At 74.9% G+C, this 19,287-nt stretch carries 17 protein-coding genes; 5 read left to right on the forward strand and 12 right to left on the reverse strand.

Features of this window, described 5'->3' with window-relative positions; all coding sequences use genetic code 11:
- Positions 1-4: 4 nt before the first annotated feature.
- Complete coding sequence (locus tag ACN20G_RS12850) at positions 5-784, reverse strand: carbon-nitrogen family hydrolase (protein ID WP_424212887.1); 780 nt, start codon at positions 782-784, stop codon at positions 5-7.
- Positions 785-1,026: 242 nt separating this feature from the next.
- Here ACN20G_RS12850 and ACN20G_RS12855 point away from each other — a divergent pair, with 242 nt between their 5' ends.
- A complete protein-coding gene (locus ACN20G_RS12855) occupies positions 1,027-1,803 on the forward strand; it encodes a maleylpyruvate isomerase family mycothiol-dependent enzyme (protein ID WP_424215494.1) in 777 nt (258 codons plus the stop codon).
- 52 nt (positions 1,804-1,855) lie between these two features.
- Here the strand turns inward: ACN20G_RS12855 and ACN20G_RS12860 are convergent, their stop codons facing one another.
- From ACN20G_RS12860 to ACN20G_RS12875, 4 genes are all read right to left on the reverse strand, one after another.
- On the reverse strand, positions 1,856-3,220 hold the full coding sequence (locus ACN20G_RS12860; RefSeq protein WP_424215495.1) for an MFS transporter: 1,365 nt from the start codon (positions 3,218-3,220) through the stop codon (positions 1,856-1,858).
- 71 nt (positions 3,221-3,291) lie between these two features.
- On the reverse strand, positions 3,292-3,996 hold the full coding sequence (locus ACN20G_RS12865; protein WP_424212888.1) for a GntR family transcriptional regulator: 705 nt from the start codon (positions 3,994-3,996) through the stop codon (positions 3,292-3,294).
- Positions 3,997-4,099: 103 nt separating this feature from the next.
- Complete coding sequence (locus ACN20G_RS12870) at positions 4,100-6,289, reverse strand: FUSC family protein (RefSeq protein WP_424212889.1); 2,190 nt, start codon at positions 6,287-6,289, stop codon at positions 4,100-4,102.
- Positions 6,290-6,446: 157 nt separating this feature from the next.
- Positions 6,447-7,292, reverse strand: coding sequence for a hypothetical protein (locus tag ACN20G_RS12875; protein ID WP_424212890.1), 846 nt, complete (start codon positions 7,290-7,292; stop codon positions 6,447-6,449).
- Between the two features lie 161 nt (positions 7,293-7,453).
- Here ACN20G_RS12875 and ACN20G_RS12880 point away from each other — a divergent pair, with 161 nt between their 5' ends.
- Positions 7,454-7,849 carry a hypothetical protein gene (locus tag ACN20G_RS12880; protein WP_424212891.1) on the forward strand — a complete coding sequence of 132 codons (396 nt, stop codon included), beginning with the start codon at positions 7,454-7,456 and terminating at the stop codon, positions 7,847-7,849.
- A 235-nt stretch (positions 7,850-8,084) separates the two neighbouring features.
- Here ACN20G_RS12880 and ACN20G_RS12885 read toward each other — a convergent pair whose 3' ends face one another.
- The 6 genes from ACN20G_RS12885 to ACN20G_RS12910 form a co-directional block, all read right to left on the reverse strand.
- Positions 8,085-8,306 carry a hypothetical protein gene (locus tag ACN20G_RS12885; RefSeq protein ID WP_424212892.1) on the reverse strand — a complete coding sequence of 74 codons (222 nt, stop codon included), beginning with the start codon at positions 8,304-8,306 and terminating at the stop codon, positions 8,085-8,087.
- Between the two features lie 92 nt (positions 8,307-8,398).
- Positions 8,399-8,851: a hypothetical protein gene (locus ACN20G_RS12890; protein WP_424212893.1), complete on the reverse strand. Its 453-nt coding sequence runs from the start codon at positions 8,849-8,851 to the stop codon at positions 8,399-8,401.
- Between the two features lie 260 nt (positions 8,852-9,111).
- Complete coding sequence (locus tag ACN20G_RS12895; RefSeq protein WP_424212894.1) at positions 9,112-9,873, reverse strand: hypothetical protein; 762 nt, start codon at positions 9,871-9,873, stop codon at positions 9,112-9,114.
- 283 nt (positions 9,874-10,156) lie between these two features.
- Positions 10,157-11,218 carry a PucR family transcriptional regulator gene (locus tag ACN20G_RS12900; protein ID WP_424212895.1) on the reverse strand — a complete coding sequence of 354 codons (1,062 nt, stop codon included), beginning with the start codon at positions 11,216-11,218 and terminating at the stop codon, positions 10,157-10,159.
- Between the two features lie 194 nt (positions 11,219-11,412).
- Complete coding sequence (pucL, locus tag ACN20G_RS12905; RefSeq protein WP_424212896.1) at positions 11,413-12,330, reverse strand: factor-independent urate hydroxylase; 918 nt, start codon at positions 12,328-12,330, stop codon at positions 11,413-11,415.
- 415 nt (positions 12,331-12,745) lie between these two features.
- A complete protein-coding gene (locus ACN20G_RS12910; RefSeq protein WP_424212897.1) occupies positions 12,746-14,104 on the reverse strand; it encodes an aspartate aminotransferase family protein in 1,359 nt (452 codons plus the stop codon).
- 306 nt (positions 14,105-14,410) lie between these two features.
- Here ACN20G_RS12910 and ACN20G_RS12915 point away from each other — a divergent pair, with 306 nt between their 5' ends.
- Both ACN20G_RS12915 and ACN20G_RS12920 read left to right on the forward strand, forming a co-directional pair.
- Positions 14,411-14,986 (forward strand): STAS domain-containing protein, encoded by a 576-nt coding sequence (locus ACN20G_RS12915; RefSeq protein ID WP_424212898.1) that lies wholly within the window; start codon positions 14,411-14,413, stop codon positions 14,984-14,986.
- Positions 14,983-15,786, forward strand: a complete 804-nt coding sequence (locus ACN20G_RS12920; protein WP_424212899.1) for an ATP-binding protein — start codon at positions 14,983-14,985, stop codon at positions 15,784-15,786. The genes ACN20G_RS12915 and ACN20G_RS12920 overlap by 4 nt, the downstream gene beginning before the upstream one ends.
- A gap of 17 nt (positions 15,787-15,803) precedes the next feature.
- On the opposite strand, the gene ACN20G_RS12925 is transcribed toward ACN20G_RS12920, so the two are convergent.
- Positions 15,804-16,697 (reverse strand): SigB/SigF/SigG family RNA polymerase sigma factor, encoded by an 894-nt coding sequence (locus ACN20G_RS12925; protein WP_424212900.1) that lies wholly within the window; start codon positions 16,695-16,697, stop codon positions 15,804-15,806.
- A 265-nt stretch (positions 16,698-16,962) separates the two neighbouring features.
- On the opposite strand from ACN20G_RS12925, the gene ACN20G_RS12930 reads away from it, so the two are divergent.
- Positions 16,963-19,284: a SpoIIE family protein phosphatase gene (locus ACN20G_RS12930; RefSeq protein WP_424212901.1), complete on the forward strand. Its 2,322-nt coding sequence runs from the start codon at positions 16,963-16,965 to the stop codon at positions 19,282-19,284.
- Positions 19,285-19,287 lie beyond the last annotated feature (3 nt).

Raw genomic sequence — 19,287 nt, forward strand, 5'->3', positions numbered from 1 at the left:
GCGCTCAGCCGCGCAGCCGGCGGTCGCGCAGGGCGGGGAAGACCTTGCGGGTCTCGGCCACCTTGCCCGCGAGGAGCTCCACCGTGAGCACCTCCTCGCCCGGTCCGGCCTCGGCGAGCACCTCGCCCCAGGGGTCCACCACCAGGCTGTGCCCGGACTGCTCGACCCCGGCGTGGGTGCCGGCCGTGGCACAGGCCAGCACGTACGCCTGGTCCTCCACCGCGCGGGCCCGGTTGAGCAGGGTCCAGTGCTCGCGGCGGCGGGCCGGCCACCCCGCCGACACCACGAAGGTGGTGGCCCCGGCGTCCACCAGCCCCCGGAACAGCTCGGGGAAGCGCAGGTCGTAACAGGTGGCCAGGCCGAGGGTCTGCTCGGGCAGGGTGACCGTGGTCAGGGTCTCGCCGGGGGCCATCAGGACGGCCTCACCCTCGTCGAAGCCGAACCGGTGGATCTTCCGGTAGGTGGCGGCCAACTCGCCCTCGGGGGAGATGACGAGGGCGGTGTTGAAGAGGCGCCCGTCACCGGCCCGTTCGGCGATGCTGCCGCCGTGCAGCCAGACCCCGGCCGCGCGGGCCGCCGCCGACAGGGTCCGGAAGGTGGGGCCGTCCAAGGGCTCGGCCTCGGTCTCGAAGAGCTCGTACGCGAAGGCGCCCACGGGCCACAGCTCGGGCAGGACCACGAGGTCCGCCCCGCCCTGCTCGCGCACCAGATCGGCCACCCGGGCCCGCCGGGCGGACACCGACTCCTCGTCGTGGACCGCGACTTGGATGAGAGAGGCACGCACGGGCAACACCGTCCTGTCTGAGGCGAACACCGACTCGGGAATCCTGTCCCGATTACATGATCGTGCAGTGATCCGGGACCCGAAAGGACTGCCGGGCCGCTCCTCCACAGCGTAGTTTTGGGAACAGTCCACAACGCGCCACCGCTCGGCACCCGAACACGCAAGGGGTCTCGTTGACCGTCCACGATGTCCGCGACGTCCATCCCGACCTGCAACCGTTCGCCGACGCGTGGGCCCACTCGATGGAAGCGATATCCGAGCTGGTCCAGGCGCTGCCCGAGAGCGACTGGAACCGGCCCACGCCCTGCCCCGGTTGGTCGGTGCGCGACATCGTCTCCCACCTGATCGGCATCGAGACGGAGATGCTCGGGGACCCGCGCCCGATCCACACCCTGCCGCGCGACCTGCGGCACGTGGTGGACGAGTTCAGCCGGTACATGGAGGTGCAGGTGGACGTCCGGCGCCACCACACCTCCCCCGAGATGACCTCCGAGCTGGAGTACACTCTGATCCGGCGCGCCCGGCAGCTGCGCAACGAGCGACGGGACCCGAGCACCTTCGTGCGCGGCCCGCTCGGTGACCAGGTCACCCTGGAACACTCGCTGCGACTGCGGGCCTTCGACGCCTGGGTGCACGAGCAGGACCTGCGGACGGCGTTGAAGACCCCCGGAAACCTCGACTCCCCCGGCGCGTTCATCGCCCGCGACCTGCTGGTGTCCGGGCTGCCCAAGGTGGTCGCGCGGCGGGCCGGTGCCCCGGCTGGTTCGGCCGTGGTGATCGACGTGCACGGCCCGGTGGAGTTCCTGCGGACGGTACGGGTGGACGCCGACGGCCGGGGGGTGTTGGACCTGGCGCCCGCGCTCGGCCCGGCCGTCACCATCGCCACCGACTGGGAGACCTACCACCGGCTGGCCACCGGCCGCGTGCGGGCCCGCACCGTGCCGGCGGACCGGCTGCGGGTGCACGGGGAGCAGGAGCTCGGCGAGGCGATCCTGCGCGAGTTCTCCGTGACCCCCTGAGCGGACCGGCCGTGCGTGTTTCACGTGAAACACGCACGGCCGGCACCCGGGATCACCCCCGGGGAGCGCTCGGGGCGGGGACGGGCTTCCCTGACACGGCCTGCTCCGCCACGGGCTTCTCGGGGGCGGGGTCCTTCGTGGCCCGGGGGCCCACCACGACGGCCCCGGCGGTCGCGAGGGCCAGGGCCTCGGCCCGGACCTCGCGTTCCCGGGACAGCGCGGGACCGCGCAGGCGCAGGATGGACGCGATGCCGACCGCCTCCACCACGAACACGGTGGCGAACGCGATCCGGTAGTTCTGCCCGGTGGCGTCCAGCAGGATGCCCACCGACAGCAGGGTGGTCATGGTGGCGATGAACCCGCCCATGTTGGTGATGCCCGAGGCGGTGCCCTGCCGCTCGGCGGGGTTGGCGGGTCGGGAGAAGTCGAAACCGATCATGGAGGCCGGGCCGCAGGTGCCCAGGACCACGCACAGCGTGACCAGCAACCACATCGGGGACCGTTCGCCGGGCCACAACAGCACCGAGGCCCACAGGAGGGCGGTGCCGGCGACCGTGCCGAGGGCCAGCGGGATCCGCGCTCCCTGACGACGCCCCACCAGTTGCCCGTAGACCAGGCCGAAGCCCATGTTGGCCGCGACCACCAGGGTCAGCAGCCATCCGGCCGCGGTCCGGGACAGCCCCTGGTCCTCGATCAGGAAGGGCATGCCCCACAGCAACAGGAAGACCATCGCGGGGAACTGGGTCGTGAAGTGCACCCACAGGCCCAGCCGGGTGCCCGGCTCCCGCCAGGAATCGGCGATCTGTCGGCGCACGAAGCCCCCGGCCGGCTTCCGACCGCCGGGGGCGGCGGGGGCCGGCGTCGAGGGGGCCTGGCCCTCGGGGTGGTCGCGCAGGAACAGGACGAGCGGGACGAGGACCACCAGACCGGCCACCGCGCTGCCGGCGAAGGCCGGCACCCACCCGATCCCGTGCAGCACGGGCGCCAGCACCAGGGTCGAGACCAGGTTGCCCGCCATGCCGACCAGACCCGCCAACTGCGCCATCAGCGGGCCCCGGTGGGCGGGGAACCAGCGGGTGCCCAGGCGCAGCACCGAGATGAAGGTCATCGCGTCCCCGCAGCCGAGCAGGGCCCGGGCGGCCAGCGCCATGCCGTAGCTGGGGGAGAGGGCGAACCCGAGCTGCCCCAGGGTGAACAGCACCGCGCCCAGGGTCAGCACCCGCTTGGTGCCCAGCCGGTCGACCATCAGGCCGACGGGTATCTGCATGCCCGCGTAGACGAGCAACTGGAGCAGGGAGAAGGTCGACAGGGCCGAGGCGTTGACGTGGAACCGGTCCGCCGCGTCCAGACCCGCCACGCCCAGGCTGGTGCGGAAGATGACGGCGACGAAGTAGACGGCCACGCCGATCGACCACATGAGCACCGCGCGCCGCCCGCCGGGCGGCCCGGACGGGCGGAGGGAGGGGGTGGCCGTGGGGGAGGCGGCGCTCACCGGGACTCCTCCCCGCGCACCAGCGCGCCCACCCGGCCCACGTGCGCCCGTACGGCGGCGGCCGCCGTGTCCGGATCGCCGGAGCGGATCGCCGCGAGGATCTCGGCGTGCTCGGCGATCGTCTTGGCCAGCCGCTCGGGGTGCGCGTGCAGCAGGGCCACGCCCATCCGCAGCTGTCGGTCCCGCAACTGGTCGTAGAGCCGGGACAGGATCGCGTTGCCGGCGCAGCGCACGATCTCGGCGTGGAAGGCCCGGTCCGCGGCCATCATGGCCGGCAGGTCCCCGAGGGCGGCGTGGGCCCGCAGCTCGGCCATCAGCTCGTCCAGCCGGGCCAGCAGCGCGGGCGGGGCCGGGGTGGCCCGGCGCACGGTGAACTCCTCGACCAGCAGCCGGGTCTCGACCACGTCCGCGATCTCCTGCGCGGAGACGGGCAGCACCAGGGCGCCCTTCTTCGGGTAGAGCTTGAGCAGCCCCTCCGTCTCCAGCCGCAGCAGGGCCTCGCGCACGGGGGTCCGGGACACCCCGACCGCCTCGGCGAGCTCGCCCTCGGTGAGCAGCGTCCCGCCCTCGTAGCGACGGTCCAGCACGCTCTGCTTGACGTACTGGTACACGCGCTCGGCGGCGGCGGGCGGACGGCGGGTCGCGCCGTCGGAGGGAGGTGCGGGGGGCGGGGCGGTGGCGGCGGAGCCGGGTGAAGACATGCGCACATCATAGATACAACACAGACGCAAGGTGTGCCCCGTCCGCGATGCGGACCACCCGGCCCCTGTTTCACGTGAAACAGGGGCCGGGTCAGGGCGGGGGTCAGTCCGCTCGGGGGGCCGTCAGCCCGCGGGCCGTCGCGAGCTCCCGGTGCACGGGGGCCAGCACCTCGCTCTCCGCCGACGGGTGCCGGGCCCCCGCGGCCCGCGCGGAGCGGGTCGGTCGGGTCGGCTCCGTCCGTCGGGCGACCGCCGTCGAGCGACGCCGGGCCCGCGCGAACCGTCGGGCCCGTGCGGCGGGACCCCCCGGCCCCTCCGCGCACGCCCCGATCCCGGCGGTTCCCGCCGCGGCCTCCGCCGCGACGCTCTCCACCGGGGTGAGGGGCAGGCCCTCGGACCGCACCACCTCCGCCAGGGACCGCAGCTCCGCGGCCAGTCGGGCCACCTCCGCCGGCTCCGGCGCCGTCGCCCCGTGGTTCACCCGGACCCGCGCCGCCGTGGTCGCGTCCACGATCCGCTCCACAGCCACCACCAGGGGCCACCAGGCGGCCGCCCGCGCACCCACCGGCGGCGGCTCGGTCAGGGCCCGCTGGAACTCGCTGCGCACCCCCGACAGGTCCCGGTAGATCCGCCGCCGGGCCTGGAGCCGTGCCTGCCGCACCGCCCGCAGGGTGCTCTCGTCCGGCGCCGGGGCGAAGGCCCGCTCCACGTAGCGCGCCGCGTCCTCCACGGCCCCCGCCAGTCGGTCGCCGATCCGGGTCCGCCAGCTCTCCGGCCACAACAGGTAGCCCGCGACCAGGGTGATCGCGCAGCCGATCAGGCTGTCGTAGAGCCGGGGCCGGATCAGATCGAAACCGGAGTGGTTCAGCGAGTCCGACAACAGCAGGATCACCGGGGTGATCGCGGCCGTCTGGAAGGCGTAGCCCTTCACCGAGAAGGCCGGGATCAGGGCCGCCAGCACCACCATCACCGGCACGTCCCACCAGCCCCGGGGCACCTCGGACAGCACCGCCGCCGCCAGCACGAGCCCCGCCGCCGTCCCCAGCGCCCGCAGCACCGCGCGCGAGAACACCGACCCGAAGTCCGGCTTCAACACGAAGGTGACCGTCAGCGCCACCCAGTACGAACGCTCCACCTCCACCAGCGAGACCAGCGCCTGCGCCAACCCGATGCACAGGGCCAGCCGGGTGCCGTAGCGCCAGGACGCCGAGGAGAGGGCCATGTCCCGGGCCGCCCGCCGCACCCGCACCCGCAGCGCCGCCGGCCGCCCCAGCCGGTCGTCGACGTTGTACGGGTCCGGCTCCGCCAGCGGCACGATGGTCGCCGCGTACCGCAGGGCCGCGTCCAGCGCGCGCTCTGCCTGCCCGTGCGGGGCCGGCAACACCGGCTCCGCGACCTCCGTCGCCCCGCTCTCCACCGCCGCCGCCAACCCCCGCACGGCCGCAGGCACCTCCGCCGGCAGCGGCCGGCCCCGCAGGTGCACCGCCGGCGCGGCCTCCACCAGCGGGATCACCACGTTCAACTGGGCCAGCATCCGCACCAGGGACGGACTGCGCCCGTGCACCCGGGCCCGCCGCCCCAACACCAGGTCGTACGCCGTGTCCAGGGCCTTGGTGACCGCCTGCCGGCGCACCTCGTACCCGGGGCCGCCGGCGGCCTCCAACAGATCCGCCACCGCGCGGTACACGGCACCCACGGCCGCCCGCTCCGGCCGCCGCCCGCGCAGCGGCCAGCCCAACAGGGTCAACAGCAGCACGAACAGGCCGCCCGCCGTCAGCAGCAGCGGCGCCGTCCACCACGGGTCCGGCATCGGCAGCCCGGCCCCCACCACCGCGTTCAGCAACAACAGCAGACCCGAGACCGAGGCCACCGTCCCGATCGAGGAGATCATCCCCGACACCAGTGCGACCAGGGTCAACGCGCCCACGGCCCACCAGCCGTGCCCGTACACCAGCGTGCCCAGCGCCACCCCCACCGCGCCGAACAACTGCGGCACCGCGATGTTCAGGATCCGCATCCGATAGGCGTCGGCGGTGTCCCCGATGACGCCCGAGAGGGCCCCCATCGACACCAGGGCCCCGTACGCCACCCGGTCCGTCCACAGACCGACCGCCAACGGCGCCGCCAGCGCGACGGAGGCCCGCAGCACGGCGGCCCAGGGGATCGGCGCGCTCGTCGGGCGCAGCCCCTTGAGCAGCCACTCGGGCGGGGCCAGCGGATGGGGCCGGGGACCGGCGCTGCCGGGTCGGCGGGTGGGCGTGCCGGGGCCGCCGGGGATCTGTCGGATGCTCATGTGCGTGGGTCCGTGCCGAGGGTGCCGTCGGACGGGCGGGAGGCCGGTGGCAGGGCAGGCGAACTGCCCCGACTGCGCGGGTCCGGGTGGGTTGCGTACGGTTCGAGCCTACGACCTGCCGCGCGCGCCCCGCCCCACGAACCCCGTCCGCCCCGGCTCACACGGCCCCGCGGGTCCGCCGGATCCGTCCGAACAGCCACGCGCCCAGCGCCACGACCAGGCCCAGGGCGAGCAGCCACCACACCGTCGTGCGCAGGAACGAGGTCAGCGCGTCGTACACCGCCTCGGCCGCCGGGCGGTCCACATCGGCCGGCAGATCGGCCAGCGCGAGCCCGCGGCAGACCGCGACCGCGATCGCCAGCAACCCGGCGCCCAGGGCGATGCCCAGCCCGACGGCGCACACCGCCCGCCCGCGCCGGACCGCCACCGCCACCGCGCCCACCGCCACCACCAGGGTCAGCACCGGCAGCCACACACCCAGCGTCCGCAACACGCGAAAGCCCTCCCGCAGCGCCTTGAGGTTCTCGTACTCCATGACCTTGACCCGCAGGTGCGTCACCGGGATCCGGTTCGCGAACGGCACCCCGTCGGCCACCAACTCCTGACGCACGCTCGCGAGGACCGGGGCCAGGTCGATGGTCACCGCCTCCTCCTCACCGGGCTCGTCCCGGGTCAGCGCGTTCAGGAACGCCGTGTGCGCGGCCCGGTTCGCCGCCTCCCACGCGGTCCGGTAGGCGGGGGTCCCGGTGAAGGAGCGCAGCGCGTCCTCCAACAACGACTCCACCCCGGCCCGGAACGGCCCGAGGTCGATCTGCGCGGAGATCGCCCGCCCCGCCTGTTCCACGACCACCCGCCGCACCTCGGGGTTCTCCGCCAGCGGGGCCATCGCGGCCGTGTACCGGTCGGCGTCGCCCAACTCGCGGTCGGCCCAGTACGCGACCGCGCTCGCGGGCACGAGGAGGACCAGGAGGGCGATCAGGACCGCCGAGACAGTGGTGCGCACCCTCCCAGGGAAACCCGGCGCGGGCGCCCTCGCGCGCGAGGCGCGGCCGGCGGGGGCGCGGGTACGGCCGTACGGGTTGCCGGGTGTGGCGGACGGGTGTGCCCTGGAAGGACCGCCCCCGGGCCTCCCGGGCGGCCGGACGCACGAACAGGAGCGGCGACATGGCACACGCGGCACCCACCGCCCCCGGCGCGGGCCTCGACCTGCGGCACCTCGGTCGGGGCGCCTGGACCCGACCGCTGCTCGCGGGCCTCGTGTACGGGGTCTGGGCGGCGTTCATCCAACGGCATCAGGGCCCCGTGGACGCGGGCAACGTCTTCTACGGGATCCTCTGCGGCGTGGTCTTCGCCGCGATCATGTTCGCGTTGGCCCGGTTCGGTCCCCGGCTCGCGCGCGAACCGCGGGCGGCGGCCTACGCGGCCTTCGGCGGCATCGCGATCGGCTACCTGCACAGCCTGACCAACCAGAGCCTGCTCCGGTCGGTGGCCGTGGGACTGGGCACGGCCGTCGGCGTCGGCGTCGTGGCCTTCTACCGCTACTACACCCGCGAGGACTGAAAGCCCCCGGGGCCGGGGTCCTCGGGCCCGGTCGGGCCGGGTCCCGCACCCTGCTTTCGGCGGACCGGACCGGCCCCGGGCGGGGCCGGTCGCCCGATGCGGGACCGGAACCCGGCCCCGCACACTGGTGGACGGCGCCGGTACCCGCGCCCCGTGGTCGAACCTCACGTGACCACACTCTCCGTTGCCGAGGGCGCGGGTACCGGCGTTTTGGCGTGTCCGACGCGGGGTCGGCTCAGGCGGTGCGGGCCGCGGCCCCCGCGACCGGGACGGCCTCCTCGGCCGAGGCGCCGGCGCGCAGCGCACGCTCGGCCCGCCGGCGTCGGGCCCCCGCCGGGTCCAGCCCGTCCAGCGGGCCGGGGGTCGGCGCGGCGCGCTCGGCGGCGGTCGGCGGGGTGTAGCGGGCGGCCTCGGCGCGGATCATGGCGTTCAGGGCGGCATACGGGTCGATGGGCATGACGGAACCTCACGGGTGTCGATGCGGACGAGCGGTACCGAGCGGGCGGCGACCGCACGGGGCGGCGCCGCGGACATGCCTGCTCGGTGCGCTCAGCAGCGCAACACCACGCTCCGGCTCGTCCCCGAGACGGTGGGACGAGCTCGGCGCGGCCCCTCGACCCGGCCCGGGGCGGGCGGGCGGACGGCCGCGGCGGTGGTCTCGGGGGCCCGGCGGGCCGGTTCGCCCCGGGCCACGCTCCGCGCGGCCGGGCGGGCCTCCGGATCGGCCGCCGGGTCGGACTGGCTCTCCCCGGGCTCGCCCGGCCCCGAGGGCGCGGGCGGGGCGGCGGGGCCGGCGGGGCCCGCCGGAGTCGAGATCGGGGCGGGTCCGTGGACCGGCGCGGGGGGCACGGGATCGGCCGTCGGACCGGCCGCGCTCGTGGCGGCGCGGAGGGCCGCGGCCCGCGCGGAACCGGGGCCCGGGGACAGCAGGGCCAGGAACGCGAGCAGCACGACGCAGGCCACGGCGGTGGCCCGAGTGCGTACGGCGCGGTTCCGGTTCATGCCGGGGGTGTGCCCCGACACGCCCGGAAGGTTTCCGAAACCCGTCCAGAACACCCCGACCGGAGGACGCGGACTCGCCGGTCGGCTGACGTGCGCTCCCCCGGACGTGTGTCCGGCGTCAGTCCGCGCTGACCTTCGTCACGGGCGTCCCCCGCGCCCCGGCGGCCCCTCCCGCCCGGGGACGTGACCGCTACCTGCCCGCGCCCCGCCCCGGCCACACCCGCACCGGCCCGGGGACGGTGTCCGTCGGCGCTGTTCGGTCACCGCGTTCGGGGGTGGTGGGGGCCGAGGGCGCGCGGGCCGTGGGCCCAGACCACCGTCGTGCCGTCGGACAGGCGCAGGCCCACCCCGGTGCGCGCTTCACGGCCGGCGCCCGCCCGGACCCCCGCCGGGGTCCGGCCCCGGGTGTCGGCGGCCCGTTCCACCCGGTCCACGGTGAACACCGCGGTCTGACCGTCGGCCCGGGGCACCTCCACCGTCCGGCCCACCGGCAGCGCCGCCAACTCCAGGCAGCCCCCGGCCCCGGGCGGGCGCTCGGGTTCGCAGCCCGCGCGGGCACCGGCCACCAGCACCGCCATGCCGAGCCCGCCGGGCACCGGCCCGCCGGCGTCCCAGAACACCCCGGTGCCGCCGAGGGTGCCGAGGGTCGCGGGATCCCGGGCCGGCCCGGTGCGCAGCGGCAGGTCCACGTCGAGGGCGGGGATCCGCACCCGCAGCGGCACCCCGGCCGCCCGGCCGCCCGGCCCGGCGGCCGGACGCGGACCGCGACCGCCCTCGGGGGAGCGGCGGGCCCGCACCCGGTCCCGGGCCCGTTCCCGATCCTGCTCCAGCTCCCGCAACAGCCTCCGGTGCCCGGACAGCCCCAGCACCCGACTCGGGAACTGTTCGGCCGCGAGCGCGTCGGCGGCCGGATCCGGTGACACCGTTCCCGCCGTGCTCGTGCCCAGCAACCAGAGTCCGGCCGCCGCGGTCAGCGCCGTGACCAGGCCGCAGATCACCGTCGTCGAGCGGTCCACGCGCATGACTTCACCCCTGCCGGGCCCGACCGGTCGCCCGGCGGCCGGTCGTCGAAGAACGAACGCCTCGTGTTCTGCCCCTTCGACGGCCCCGCGTCCACCTCGCCCACCCCCGGCGCGGGCCCGTTCGGGTGTCCCGGGGACCCGGCCGTTCGGGCGAAGGTCCAGGCAGGGGCCCCGTAGCCGCACCGGTCCGGCGGGCACGGGCGGTTCGGGACGATCACCCGATCGGAGGGCCCCCGGACGCACCCCCGGCGGCCCGCTGTTTCACGTGAAACAGCGCGCCGACTCACGCCGGATTGCGGGGCCAGTCCAGGAGACGGGCGCCGAGCACGGCGGTCTGGAGGGTGTACCGATCGGCGGGGTCCCCGGGATCGACGCCGGTCAGCCGGCGCACCCGCTCCAAGCGGTAGGTCAACGCCCGCACGCTGAGGTTCAACCGACGGGCCGCCTCGGCCGCCACGCACCCCGCCGCGAAGTACACGCCGAGGGTCTTCAACAGCGGCTCCGCCCCGCCGCGCCCGGCCCGCAAGGGCCCCAGCACGCTGACCACGAGATCCACGAGCGCCGCCCGGTCACGGGCCAGCACCGGGAAGACCAGCAGGTCCGCCGAACGCAGCACGGGTCCCTCCAGGCGCAGCCGGTCCGCGAGGTCGAGGGCGCTCAGCGCCTCCTCGTAGGAGGTGACGACCCCGCCCGCGCCCGGGTGGGGGCGGCCGATCGCGATGTGGCCGCTCTGCCCGGCGGCGGCGTACGCGTACTTGGCGAAGGCCACGAGCACCTCGTCCTGGTCCCCGGGCGCCACGCAGATCAGCCGGCTGTCCTTGGTGGCGAGGAGGAAGGTGCGCGTGTCGAACCGCCCGGTGAGCCACAGCTCCACCTGACGGATGGCGGTGCCCGCGTCCTCGTATGCCTCGGGGCCGCGGGCCACCGCGACGGCATGCGCGTGCGCGAGGTGCAGCCCGAAGCGGGCGGCCCGCTCGCTGAGCCGGCCGAGGTCGCTCATGCCGTGCAGGAGGTCGTCCACGAACTCCCGGCGCGCGGCCTCCTCCTGCCGGACGGCGAGCCGCTGGGCCCGCTCGTATCCCTCGGCGAAGGCGTCCACGGCGATCTCCACGGCGGCCATCACGTGGTCGGGGGTGACCCGGCCGCCGAGCGCGGCCCGGGTGGCGGCCAGGTGCGCCCCCACCAGCCCGCGCAGGCCGTACCCGGCCTCGGCCGCCTTCTCGCCGAGGGCGCGGCGCGCGTCGAGTTCGGGCCGGTCGGGGCGCCGGCCGGTGGCGGCCACGCTGCGGAGGATGTGGACGTACCCTGCCAGGTACTCGTCGGGGATCTCCCGCGCCACCGTCACGCTCGCTCCTCGTCCCGGTCGGGACCGGGTCGTCGGGGGCGCGCCCCCGGACCGACCGCGCCCGCCCGCAGTTCGTCTCGTCCGTCCCCTGACCGGGTCCATTCTCCCCGGGAACGGGCCCGGCCCGGACCCCCGAGGGGATCCGGGCCGGGTCGTGCGGCTCGGGACGGCGGGCGCGCCGGGTGGTGCGAGGGTCAGGCGACGATCCAGTCGGAGGTCGCGATGACCGGCTGCACTCCGTCCCGGTGGATGGTGCCCTCGATGAGGCCGTACATCCGGTCGGCGGCGAAGTAGACCTCGTTGTCGTTCTTGAGGCCGAAGGGCTCCAGGTCGACGAGGAAGTGGTGCTTGTTGGGGAGGTTCAGCCGGACCTCGTTGACCTTCGGGCAGTTGTCGAGCACCCGCTCGGCCATCTGGTTCAGGGTCTGCTGCAGGGAGTACGAGTAGGTCTCCGCGAAGGCTTCCAGCATGTGCTTGCGGACCTTCTTGTACGACTGGTCCCAGTCGTACTCGACGTCGTCGGCGGCGAGGGCGGAGTGCGCCCAACGGCTGGTGACCTTGGTGGCCAGGATGCGGTCGTACGCCTCCTGCAGGGTCGTGTACTTGTCCTTGATGTAGCCATGGAACTCGGAGTTGGTCGAGTTCATCACGGTCAGGTCCTTCAGGCCGGAGATGACCTGGAGGCCCGAGGACTCGCCGTAGGTGATCTGCGCGGTGCGCACTTCCTGGCCCTTGCGGACGAAGGAGTGCTGCTCCTTGCGGGTCGGGACGGGGATCCGCTCCCAGGCGAACTCCTCGATCCGGATCTGCGCCTCGCGGATCGGGGTCTGGGAGGAGACGAAGTGCTTGGCGAGAAGGATGCCGAATGCCTCGGGCGACTCGATGCCGTGTTCCTTGGCGAAGGCGAACACGGTGTTCTTGGTCGTGTCCGTCGGCAGGCAGTTGCCGTTGTCACCGGTCAGGTGGACGTCGCGGAACTCGCCGCGGAGCGCGACCGAGACATTGAGGTCGCGGATCTCGTGCCAGGACCCGTCGTTGCCCTTGCGGGTGACCTTGACGACGCGGTTCTCGGCCTTGCCGTACTGGTTCTGGGCCAGAACGTGCTTGCTCATGCTGCTCTTCCTTCGGGTTACGGAGTCCGTGGTGTGCCTCTGGATCCCGTACGCCCGGCGTCCGACGACCGCCCCGGAGCCCTGTTTCCGGCCGCTCGCCCCCCGCCGTTCGATCCGCTGGGCGAACCGCCCCGGGCCTGACGTGCATCCCGGTCCGTAGGTGCTGTGCTGTGTTGGATTGCAGCATGCGCGCGGCGCAACTTCAACAGTTTGTTTCATCCGAGAATCACTTGCCGGGGTTTGGGTGACCGTACAGAACGGGACATCCTCGGCCATGTCCCCCAAGGGATGTGCGAATTCCTGTCCACGAAATGGACGGGGAATTCCGGCCCGAGAGGGTCTCCGCGGAGCGGTCCGGACGCGCGCGTGCCCCCGGGCGGGGACCCGGGGGCACGCGGGGCGGTACCGGCTGAATTCAGCCGGCGGTGTGGGCGTCGGCGACGGTCAGGGCCTGGTCCAGCATCCCGAGGGCCGCCGTCACCTCCTCGGCCGACACGTTGCAGGGCGGCGCGAGGTGGATCCGGTTGGCGGCGATCAGCGGCCACAGGCCGGCCTTCTTGCAGGCGGCCCCGAACTCGTTCATCGGGGCGTTGTCGGCCCCGCTCGCCGCGTAGGGCACGAGGGGTTCGCGGGTCTCGCGGTCCTTGACGAGTTCGAGGGCCCAGAAGGTGCCCAGGCCGCGGACCTCGCCGATCGAGGGGTGGCGCTCGGCCAGCTCGCGCAGGCCCGGACCGAGCAGTTCCGCTCCGGTGCGGGCGGACTGCTCCACGATGCCCTCCTCGGCCATCGTGGTGATCGTCGAAACCGCCGCCGCGCAGGCCAGCACGTGTCCGGAGTAGGTGAGGCCGCCGGGGTAGGGGCGGCGGGCGAAGGTGTCGGCGATGGCGCCGGAGATGGCGACGCCGCCGAGCGGTACGTAGCCGCTGTTGACGCCCTTGGCGAAGGTGAGGAGGTCGGGGGTGACCTCCCAGTGGTCGGCCGCGAACCACTCGCCGGTGCGCCCGAAGCCCACCATGACCTCGTCCAGGACGAAGACGATGCCGTAGCGGTCGCAGAGCTCCCGGACGCCGGCCAGGTAGCCCTTCGGCGGCACCAGCACGCCGGGGGCGCCCACCACGGACTCCAGGATGATCGCGGCGATGGAGGCGGGGCCTTCGAAGACGATGGTGTCCTCGAGGTGGGTGAGGGCGCGGGCGCACTCCTCGGCCTCGGTGCTCGCGTGGAAGGGCGAGCGGTACAGGAAGGGGCCCCAGAAGTGCACGACCCCGGCCGTCGCCGCGTCGTTCCCGAAGCGCCGCACGTCACCGGTGAGGTTGATCGCGGTGGTGGTCGCCCCGTGGTAGCTGCGGTACGAGGCGAGCACCTTGGGCCGCCCGGTGTGCAGGCGGGCCATGCGCACGGCGTTCTCGACGGCCTCGGCCCCGCCGTTGGTGAAGAAGATCTTGTCCAGGTCGCCCGGGGTGCGCTCGGCGATCAGCCGGGCGGCCTCGGACCGCACGTCCACGGCGAAGCCGGGGGCGACCGTGCACAGCTTGGCGGCCTGCTCCTGGATCGCGGCGACCACCTTCGGGTGCTGGTAGCCGATGTTCGTGTAGACGAGGGAGCTGCTGAAGTCGAGGTAGCGGTTGTCCTCGTAGTCCCAGAAGTACGAGCCCTCGGCCCCGGCCACCGCCAGTGGGTCGATCAGCTCTTGGGCCGACCAGGAGTGGAACACGTGCCGCCGGTCGGCTTCCTTCACGGCGGCGAGAGTGGCGGGAACGGCGTCAAGGGTCATGTCCCGAGGGTAGTCGTCCATGATGTGGACCTTTCGGGGGCGGCGTGTTTCACGTGAAACACGCGGCGGTGGGGGGTGTCGCGTGGTGTTTCACGTGAAACACGCGGGGCGACGCGCGCGGGGTCCGCGAGCGGGGAGTGGGGCGGCGCGGTACGGGTAGACGGGTGATCGACAGCGGGTGGAAACCGCGTGTCGTCGCCCGTTCCGTGGGGCGAGATGGCCTCGGAGGCCCGCGTCCATCAGGATTACGCGGGCCGCCCCGCACGCGACGGGGCGCGAATGACGGTGTGGAGGGAGGGTCTGGTGATGACCGGACGGTTCTCGGTCGAGGTCGTGACGCTGGACGACAGCGGCACGACCGTGCTGGCGTTGGCGGGTGAACTCGACCACGACACGGCGGAGCCGCTCCGCCAGGCCCTGTCGGCCGCGATCGACGCGGCGAGCGGAGCCCGCCTGCTGGTGGACTGCGCGCGCCTGCGATTCTGCGATTCGACCGGGCTGAACGTGCTGTTGCGGGCCAGACTCGCGGCCGAGGAGGCGCACGGATCGGTGGAGCTGGTGGCGCTGCGCGACCAGATGTCCCGCATGTTCCGGCTGACCGGGGCGGACGGGGTCTTCCGGATCCACCGTGACCTGGCCGGGGCGCTCGGCGGCGGACCGGTCGGGGCGTCGGCGGGGGCGGAACACGCCAAGGCCGCGGGGCAGCCCTCCGGGGGCTCGGGGCACGGGGGCGTGGGACACGAGGAGACGGCGGGCGCGTCGGGCGCGGGGTCGCGGCTGTCGCGGCCGGGCGGACCGTCCGCGGCGATGAGGGAGGGCGCGGTGTCGGACGGCCCGGTCGCGTCCACGGGGGACGGGCCGGGGAGCGGTGGCACGCGATGAGCGAACAGACCCGACGACTGGTCCTGGGCGGGGCGACCACGGGCGTGGTGACACGCTGTCGTGACTTCACCCGCCGGGCCCTGACCGACTGGCAGTGGCTGAGGCACGTGGGGGGCCCCTACGCGGCGGCCCATCCGATGGACGAGCACGAGGCATGGGACGCGGAGGCCCTGCCGGACGCCGACCGGGAACGGGAGGAGGCCGCCGAGGACGTATTGCTGCTGGTCTCCGAGTTGATCACCAATGCGTGCATGCACGCGGGCGGTCCCCAGGAGCTGGTGCTGCGGCACGACGCGTACCGGCTGCGGGTCGAGGTCAGCGACGGCACGGCGGAGCCGCCCCGGCGGCGGGTCGGCGGCAGTCCGGCGCTGCCCGGGGGCCACGGGTTGGTGGTCCTGGAGCGGTTGGCGCGGAACTGGGGATGGGTGGCCCATCCGGAGGCCGGACCCGGTGGGCCGGGCAAGACGGTGTGGCTGGAGGTGGCCTCGCCGCTGACCCCCGCCACGACCCGGGAGGGTGCGCGGGGCGAGGCCCGCGCGGCGGAGGGCGAGAGAGCGGGCGCCGACCCGCACGCCGCCGGCCCGGCCGGCGGGCCGCTCCTGCCGCAGGACGACCGGGCCGGCGCGGGAGCCGCCGGCCCCGCCTCCGATTCGGTGCTCGCCGCCGGTCTGGCCCCCGGAGGGGGCGAACCCCTGCTGACGGGCCCGGCGCCCGCCGCGGCCCCCGGTCAGGGGACGGCGCCCGGCGGTGAACTGCCGGAGGACCCCACCACCGACCTCTCGGGGCACCCCGGCCTGTGACCGGGCTCGCGGGGGCGTCAGTCCTCGATGAGGAGTTCCGCGCGCAGCCGGGACAGGGTGCGGGAGAGCAGACGTGAGACGTGCATCTGGGAGAGGCCGAGGCGTTCGCCGATCTGGGCCTGGGTGAGGTCCTCGCCGAAGCGCATGGCCAGCATCCGGCGTTCCCGTTCGGGCAGCGCGGCCAGCAGCGGGGCGAGGGAGAGCAGGGACTCGACGCGCGCGTAGGCGGGGTCCTCCTCGCCGGGGGCCTCGGGCGTCGGGTCGGGGGCTTCTCCGAGGTCCGGCGCGGGCGCGTCCAGGGAGCGCGCGGAGTAGGCGTGGGCGGCCAGCCGGCCCTCGGCCAGCTCCGCGTCCGCGATGCCGAGGCGTTCGGCGACCTCGTGCTCGGTGGCCGCGCGCCCCAGTCCCTGTTCGAGCGAGTCCTGTGCCTTGGCCGCGTCCAGGCGCAGTTCCTGGAGCCGGCGCGGTACGCGGACGGCCCAGCTGGTGTCGCGGAAGAACCGCTTGATCTCGCCGGTGATGGTGGGCAGGGCGAAGGTGGTGAACTCGACCCCGCGGTCGGGGTCGAAGCGGTTGATGGCCTTGATCAGACCGATGGTGCCGACCTGGAGGATGTCCTCCAGGGGTTCGCTGCGGTTGCGGAACCGGCGGGCCGCGTAGCGCACCAGGCTGAGGTTGAGCTCGACCAGGGTGTTGCGGACGTAGGAGTAGTCCGCGGTGCCCTCCTCCAGCGCGGCGAGTCGGCGCAGCAAGGCGATCGAGAGGGACCGGGCCTCGCCCGTGGCCACCTCGGTCGGGTGCTCGGGCAACTCCGGCAGCTCGGGCAGCTCGGGGGGATCCGGGGCTCCGACCGGGCGTGCCGGTCGGACGGCGGCGAGCGGCATGGCGGGGGGAAGCGGGGCACGAGTCATGAGCCTGCTCCTGACGGGGGCGGAACCCGGAACTGTGGGCTGCCGCGCGGCGGACGCAGCGTGACCGTCGTGGGCGTCTCTGACCACATGGATATACCCGGACAAAAGGAACAGAACACCTGTCCGTGGTGACGGGTCCTCCCGCCGGCCGTCCCCGCTGGACAAGCGCCGGCGCCGGCGAGAGGGTGAAGGGCATCGACGGATCGACGCACCGGCGGTCGTGGTCCGGCCTGCCGAACACCCACCGGTGGAGGAGGGCGCGTCCATGAGCACGCCCGCGTTCGAGGAGCTGGCCGCCGCCGTCGCCGACCTCGGCGCGGAGGTCGCGGACCTGCACGCCGACCGCGCGCGCCGGCGTCTCCTCGACCTCGCCACCGGCGTCCTCGTGGACCAGCTCGGCCTGGATCCCGGGGAGGCCGGGGACCACCTGCGGGACCTCGCCGTCAGCACCGGCCTGGGGGCCGCCGACCTCGCCGCCGACATCGTGAACGCCGCCGCCGGCGGACCCGTCACCACCCCGGCCCCCGAATCCCGTCGGATCCGCCGGGCCCAGGCCGCCGTGCACACCGCCGACACGGCCGGCGAGGCGGCCCGGAGCCTGCTCGAAGGGGGGCTGCGGCGGCTCGGGGTGCGGGCGCTGATGTTGTGGCGGCGCACCGACAGCGACTGCCTGGAGCTGGTGGGGCACGCGGGTGTCGGGCCGACGGAGGCGGTGCACTGGCAGTGGGTGCCGCCCGACACCCCGCTGCACCGGCCGCTGTGGGAGCACACCTCGTGGTGGGGACAGGACCCGTGGCTGCCGGGCGGCTCCGAGGAGGCGCCCACGACCGACCGCACCGCCCACGCCGTGCCCGCGACCCTTGAGCCCGGGACCGGGACCGGGACCGGGCCCGTGCCCGCGACCGGCGCGGCCGGCCCGGCGGGACCGGACGTGCGGGCCGGCGAGGGGCCGGTGTCCGGGTTCCCCGACGCGCCCGCCGACCCCGCCCTGCGGGCGCTGTTCCCGCTGCGTCGCCGCGGCGCGGTGGTCGGGGTGGCGCTGGCCGTCTGGGCCGCCGACGCCGAGGGCCGCGCCGCCGCCCGGGACCCCGCCGTGCGCCGGACCGCCGAACTCCTCTGCGAGCCCAGCGGAGCCCTGCTGGAGGTGCCCGAGCCGCTCGGGCTGCGCGACCGGGAGACGGCCCTGCTCGACCTGTGCGACCGGCCCGGGGCCCTGCTCGACGAGGACGGCCGGGTCGGGTACCTCAACCCGGCCGGGCACACCGCCCTGAGCGGCGTGCACCGCCCGGTGGGGCGGCCGGCGGCCGAGGTGTTCCCGTACGCCTGGCCCCGGCTCGCGGCGGCCGTGCGCCGGGTGGGCGCCCAGTACCTCGGGCAGGTGGACGACCTGGACGAGGTGCGGGTGCTGCCGTTGGCCCGGGGCCGGGCCGCCGTGGTGTGGAACGCGCCCGGCGATCCGGGACAGGCCCCGCTGCGGGCCCTGTCCCGGCTGGAGCGGATCGGCTGGTTCCGGGAGGACACCCGCTCGGGCCACACCGCGTGGAGCGAGCCCTCCCGGCTCCTGTTCGGCCTGGCGCCCCAGGACCCGGCCGTGCCCTTGGCGCACCTCGCCGAACACGTCCACCCCGATGACGCCGAAGCCGTCGACGCGCTGGTCAACGCCCTGATCGGGCGGCACGAGGGCGGGCTCGCGGTGGTCCGCGCGGTGCGCCCCGACGGGACGGTCCGGCACGTGCGGATCGCCGCCGAGCCGCTGCTCGACGGGTCCGTGCTGACCGGCGTGATCGGCCTGCACCAGGACGTCTCGGACCGCCGGCGCACCGAGCTCGCGCTGTCGGCGGCGCAGGAGGACGCCGTGCAGCGGGCCCGGTTCACCCTCCGGTTGCAGCAGGTGATCATGCCGGAGTCGGTGCCGGCCCCACCGGCCGCGCTCGGCCTGGAGGTCGCCGGCCGCTACCGGCCCGCCGCGCAGGACTACCGGGTGGGCGGCGACTGGTACGACGTGACGCGGCTGCCCGACGGCCGCTGCCTGTTCGTGGTCGGGGACATCGCCGGCCACGGCCTGGACGCCTCCACCGGCATGGTGGCCCTGCGCAACGCGCTGCGCGGGCTCGCCGTCACCGGGTCCCCGCCGGGCAGGCTCCTGGGCTGGCTCAACGACCTCACCCTCGCCACCCCGGGCCGCCCCACCGCCACCGCCGTCTGCGCCCTCTACACCCCGTGGACGCGCACCCTGTGCTGGTCCGTCGCGGGCCATCCCCCGCCCCTGCTGCTGCGCGCGGGCCGGGCCCGCTTCCTGAAGGCGCCGCAGAACATCATCCTGGGCGCGCTGCCCGGCGCCGGGTACGAGGAGGCGGAGTGCGAGCTGCGCCCCGAGGACGTGTTGCTCTTCTACACGGACGGTTTCGTGGAGCGCCGGCACGTCAGCCTCGACGACTCCCTGACCGCCCTGCGGCACGCCGTGGAACACCTGCCGCCGCACGGGCTCCAGGCCCGTGCGGACACCCTGATGTCGCAGGTGATCGGCGACACGGACGACGACACGAGCCTCCTCCTGGTCCGCGTCACCACCCCCGACCCGCTGTGATCC

Source organism: Streptomyces dryopteridis, assembly GCF_049606955.1.
Lineage (GTDB): Bacteria > Actinomycetota > Actinomycetes > Streptomycetales > Streptomycetaceae > Streptomyces.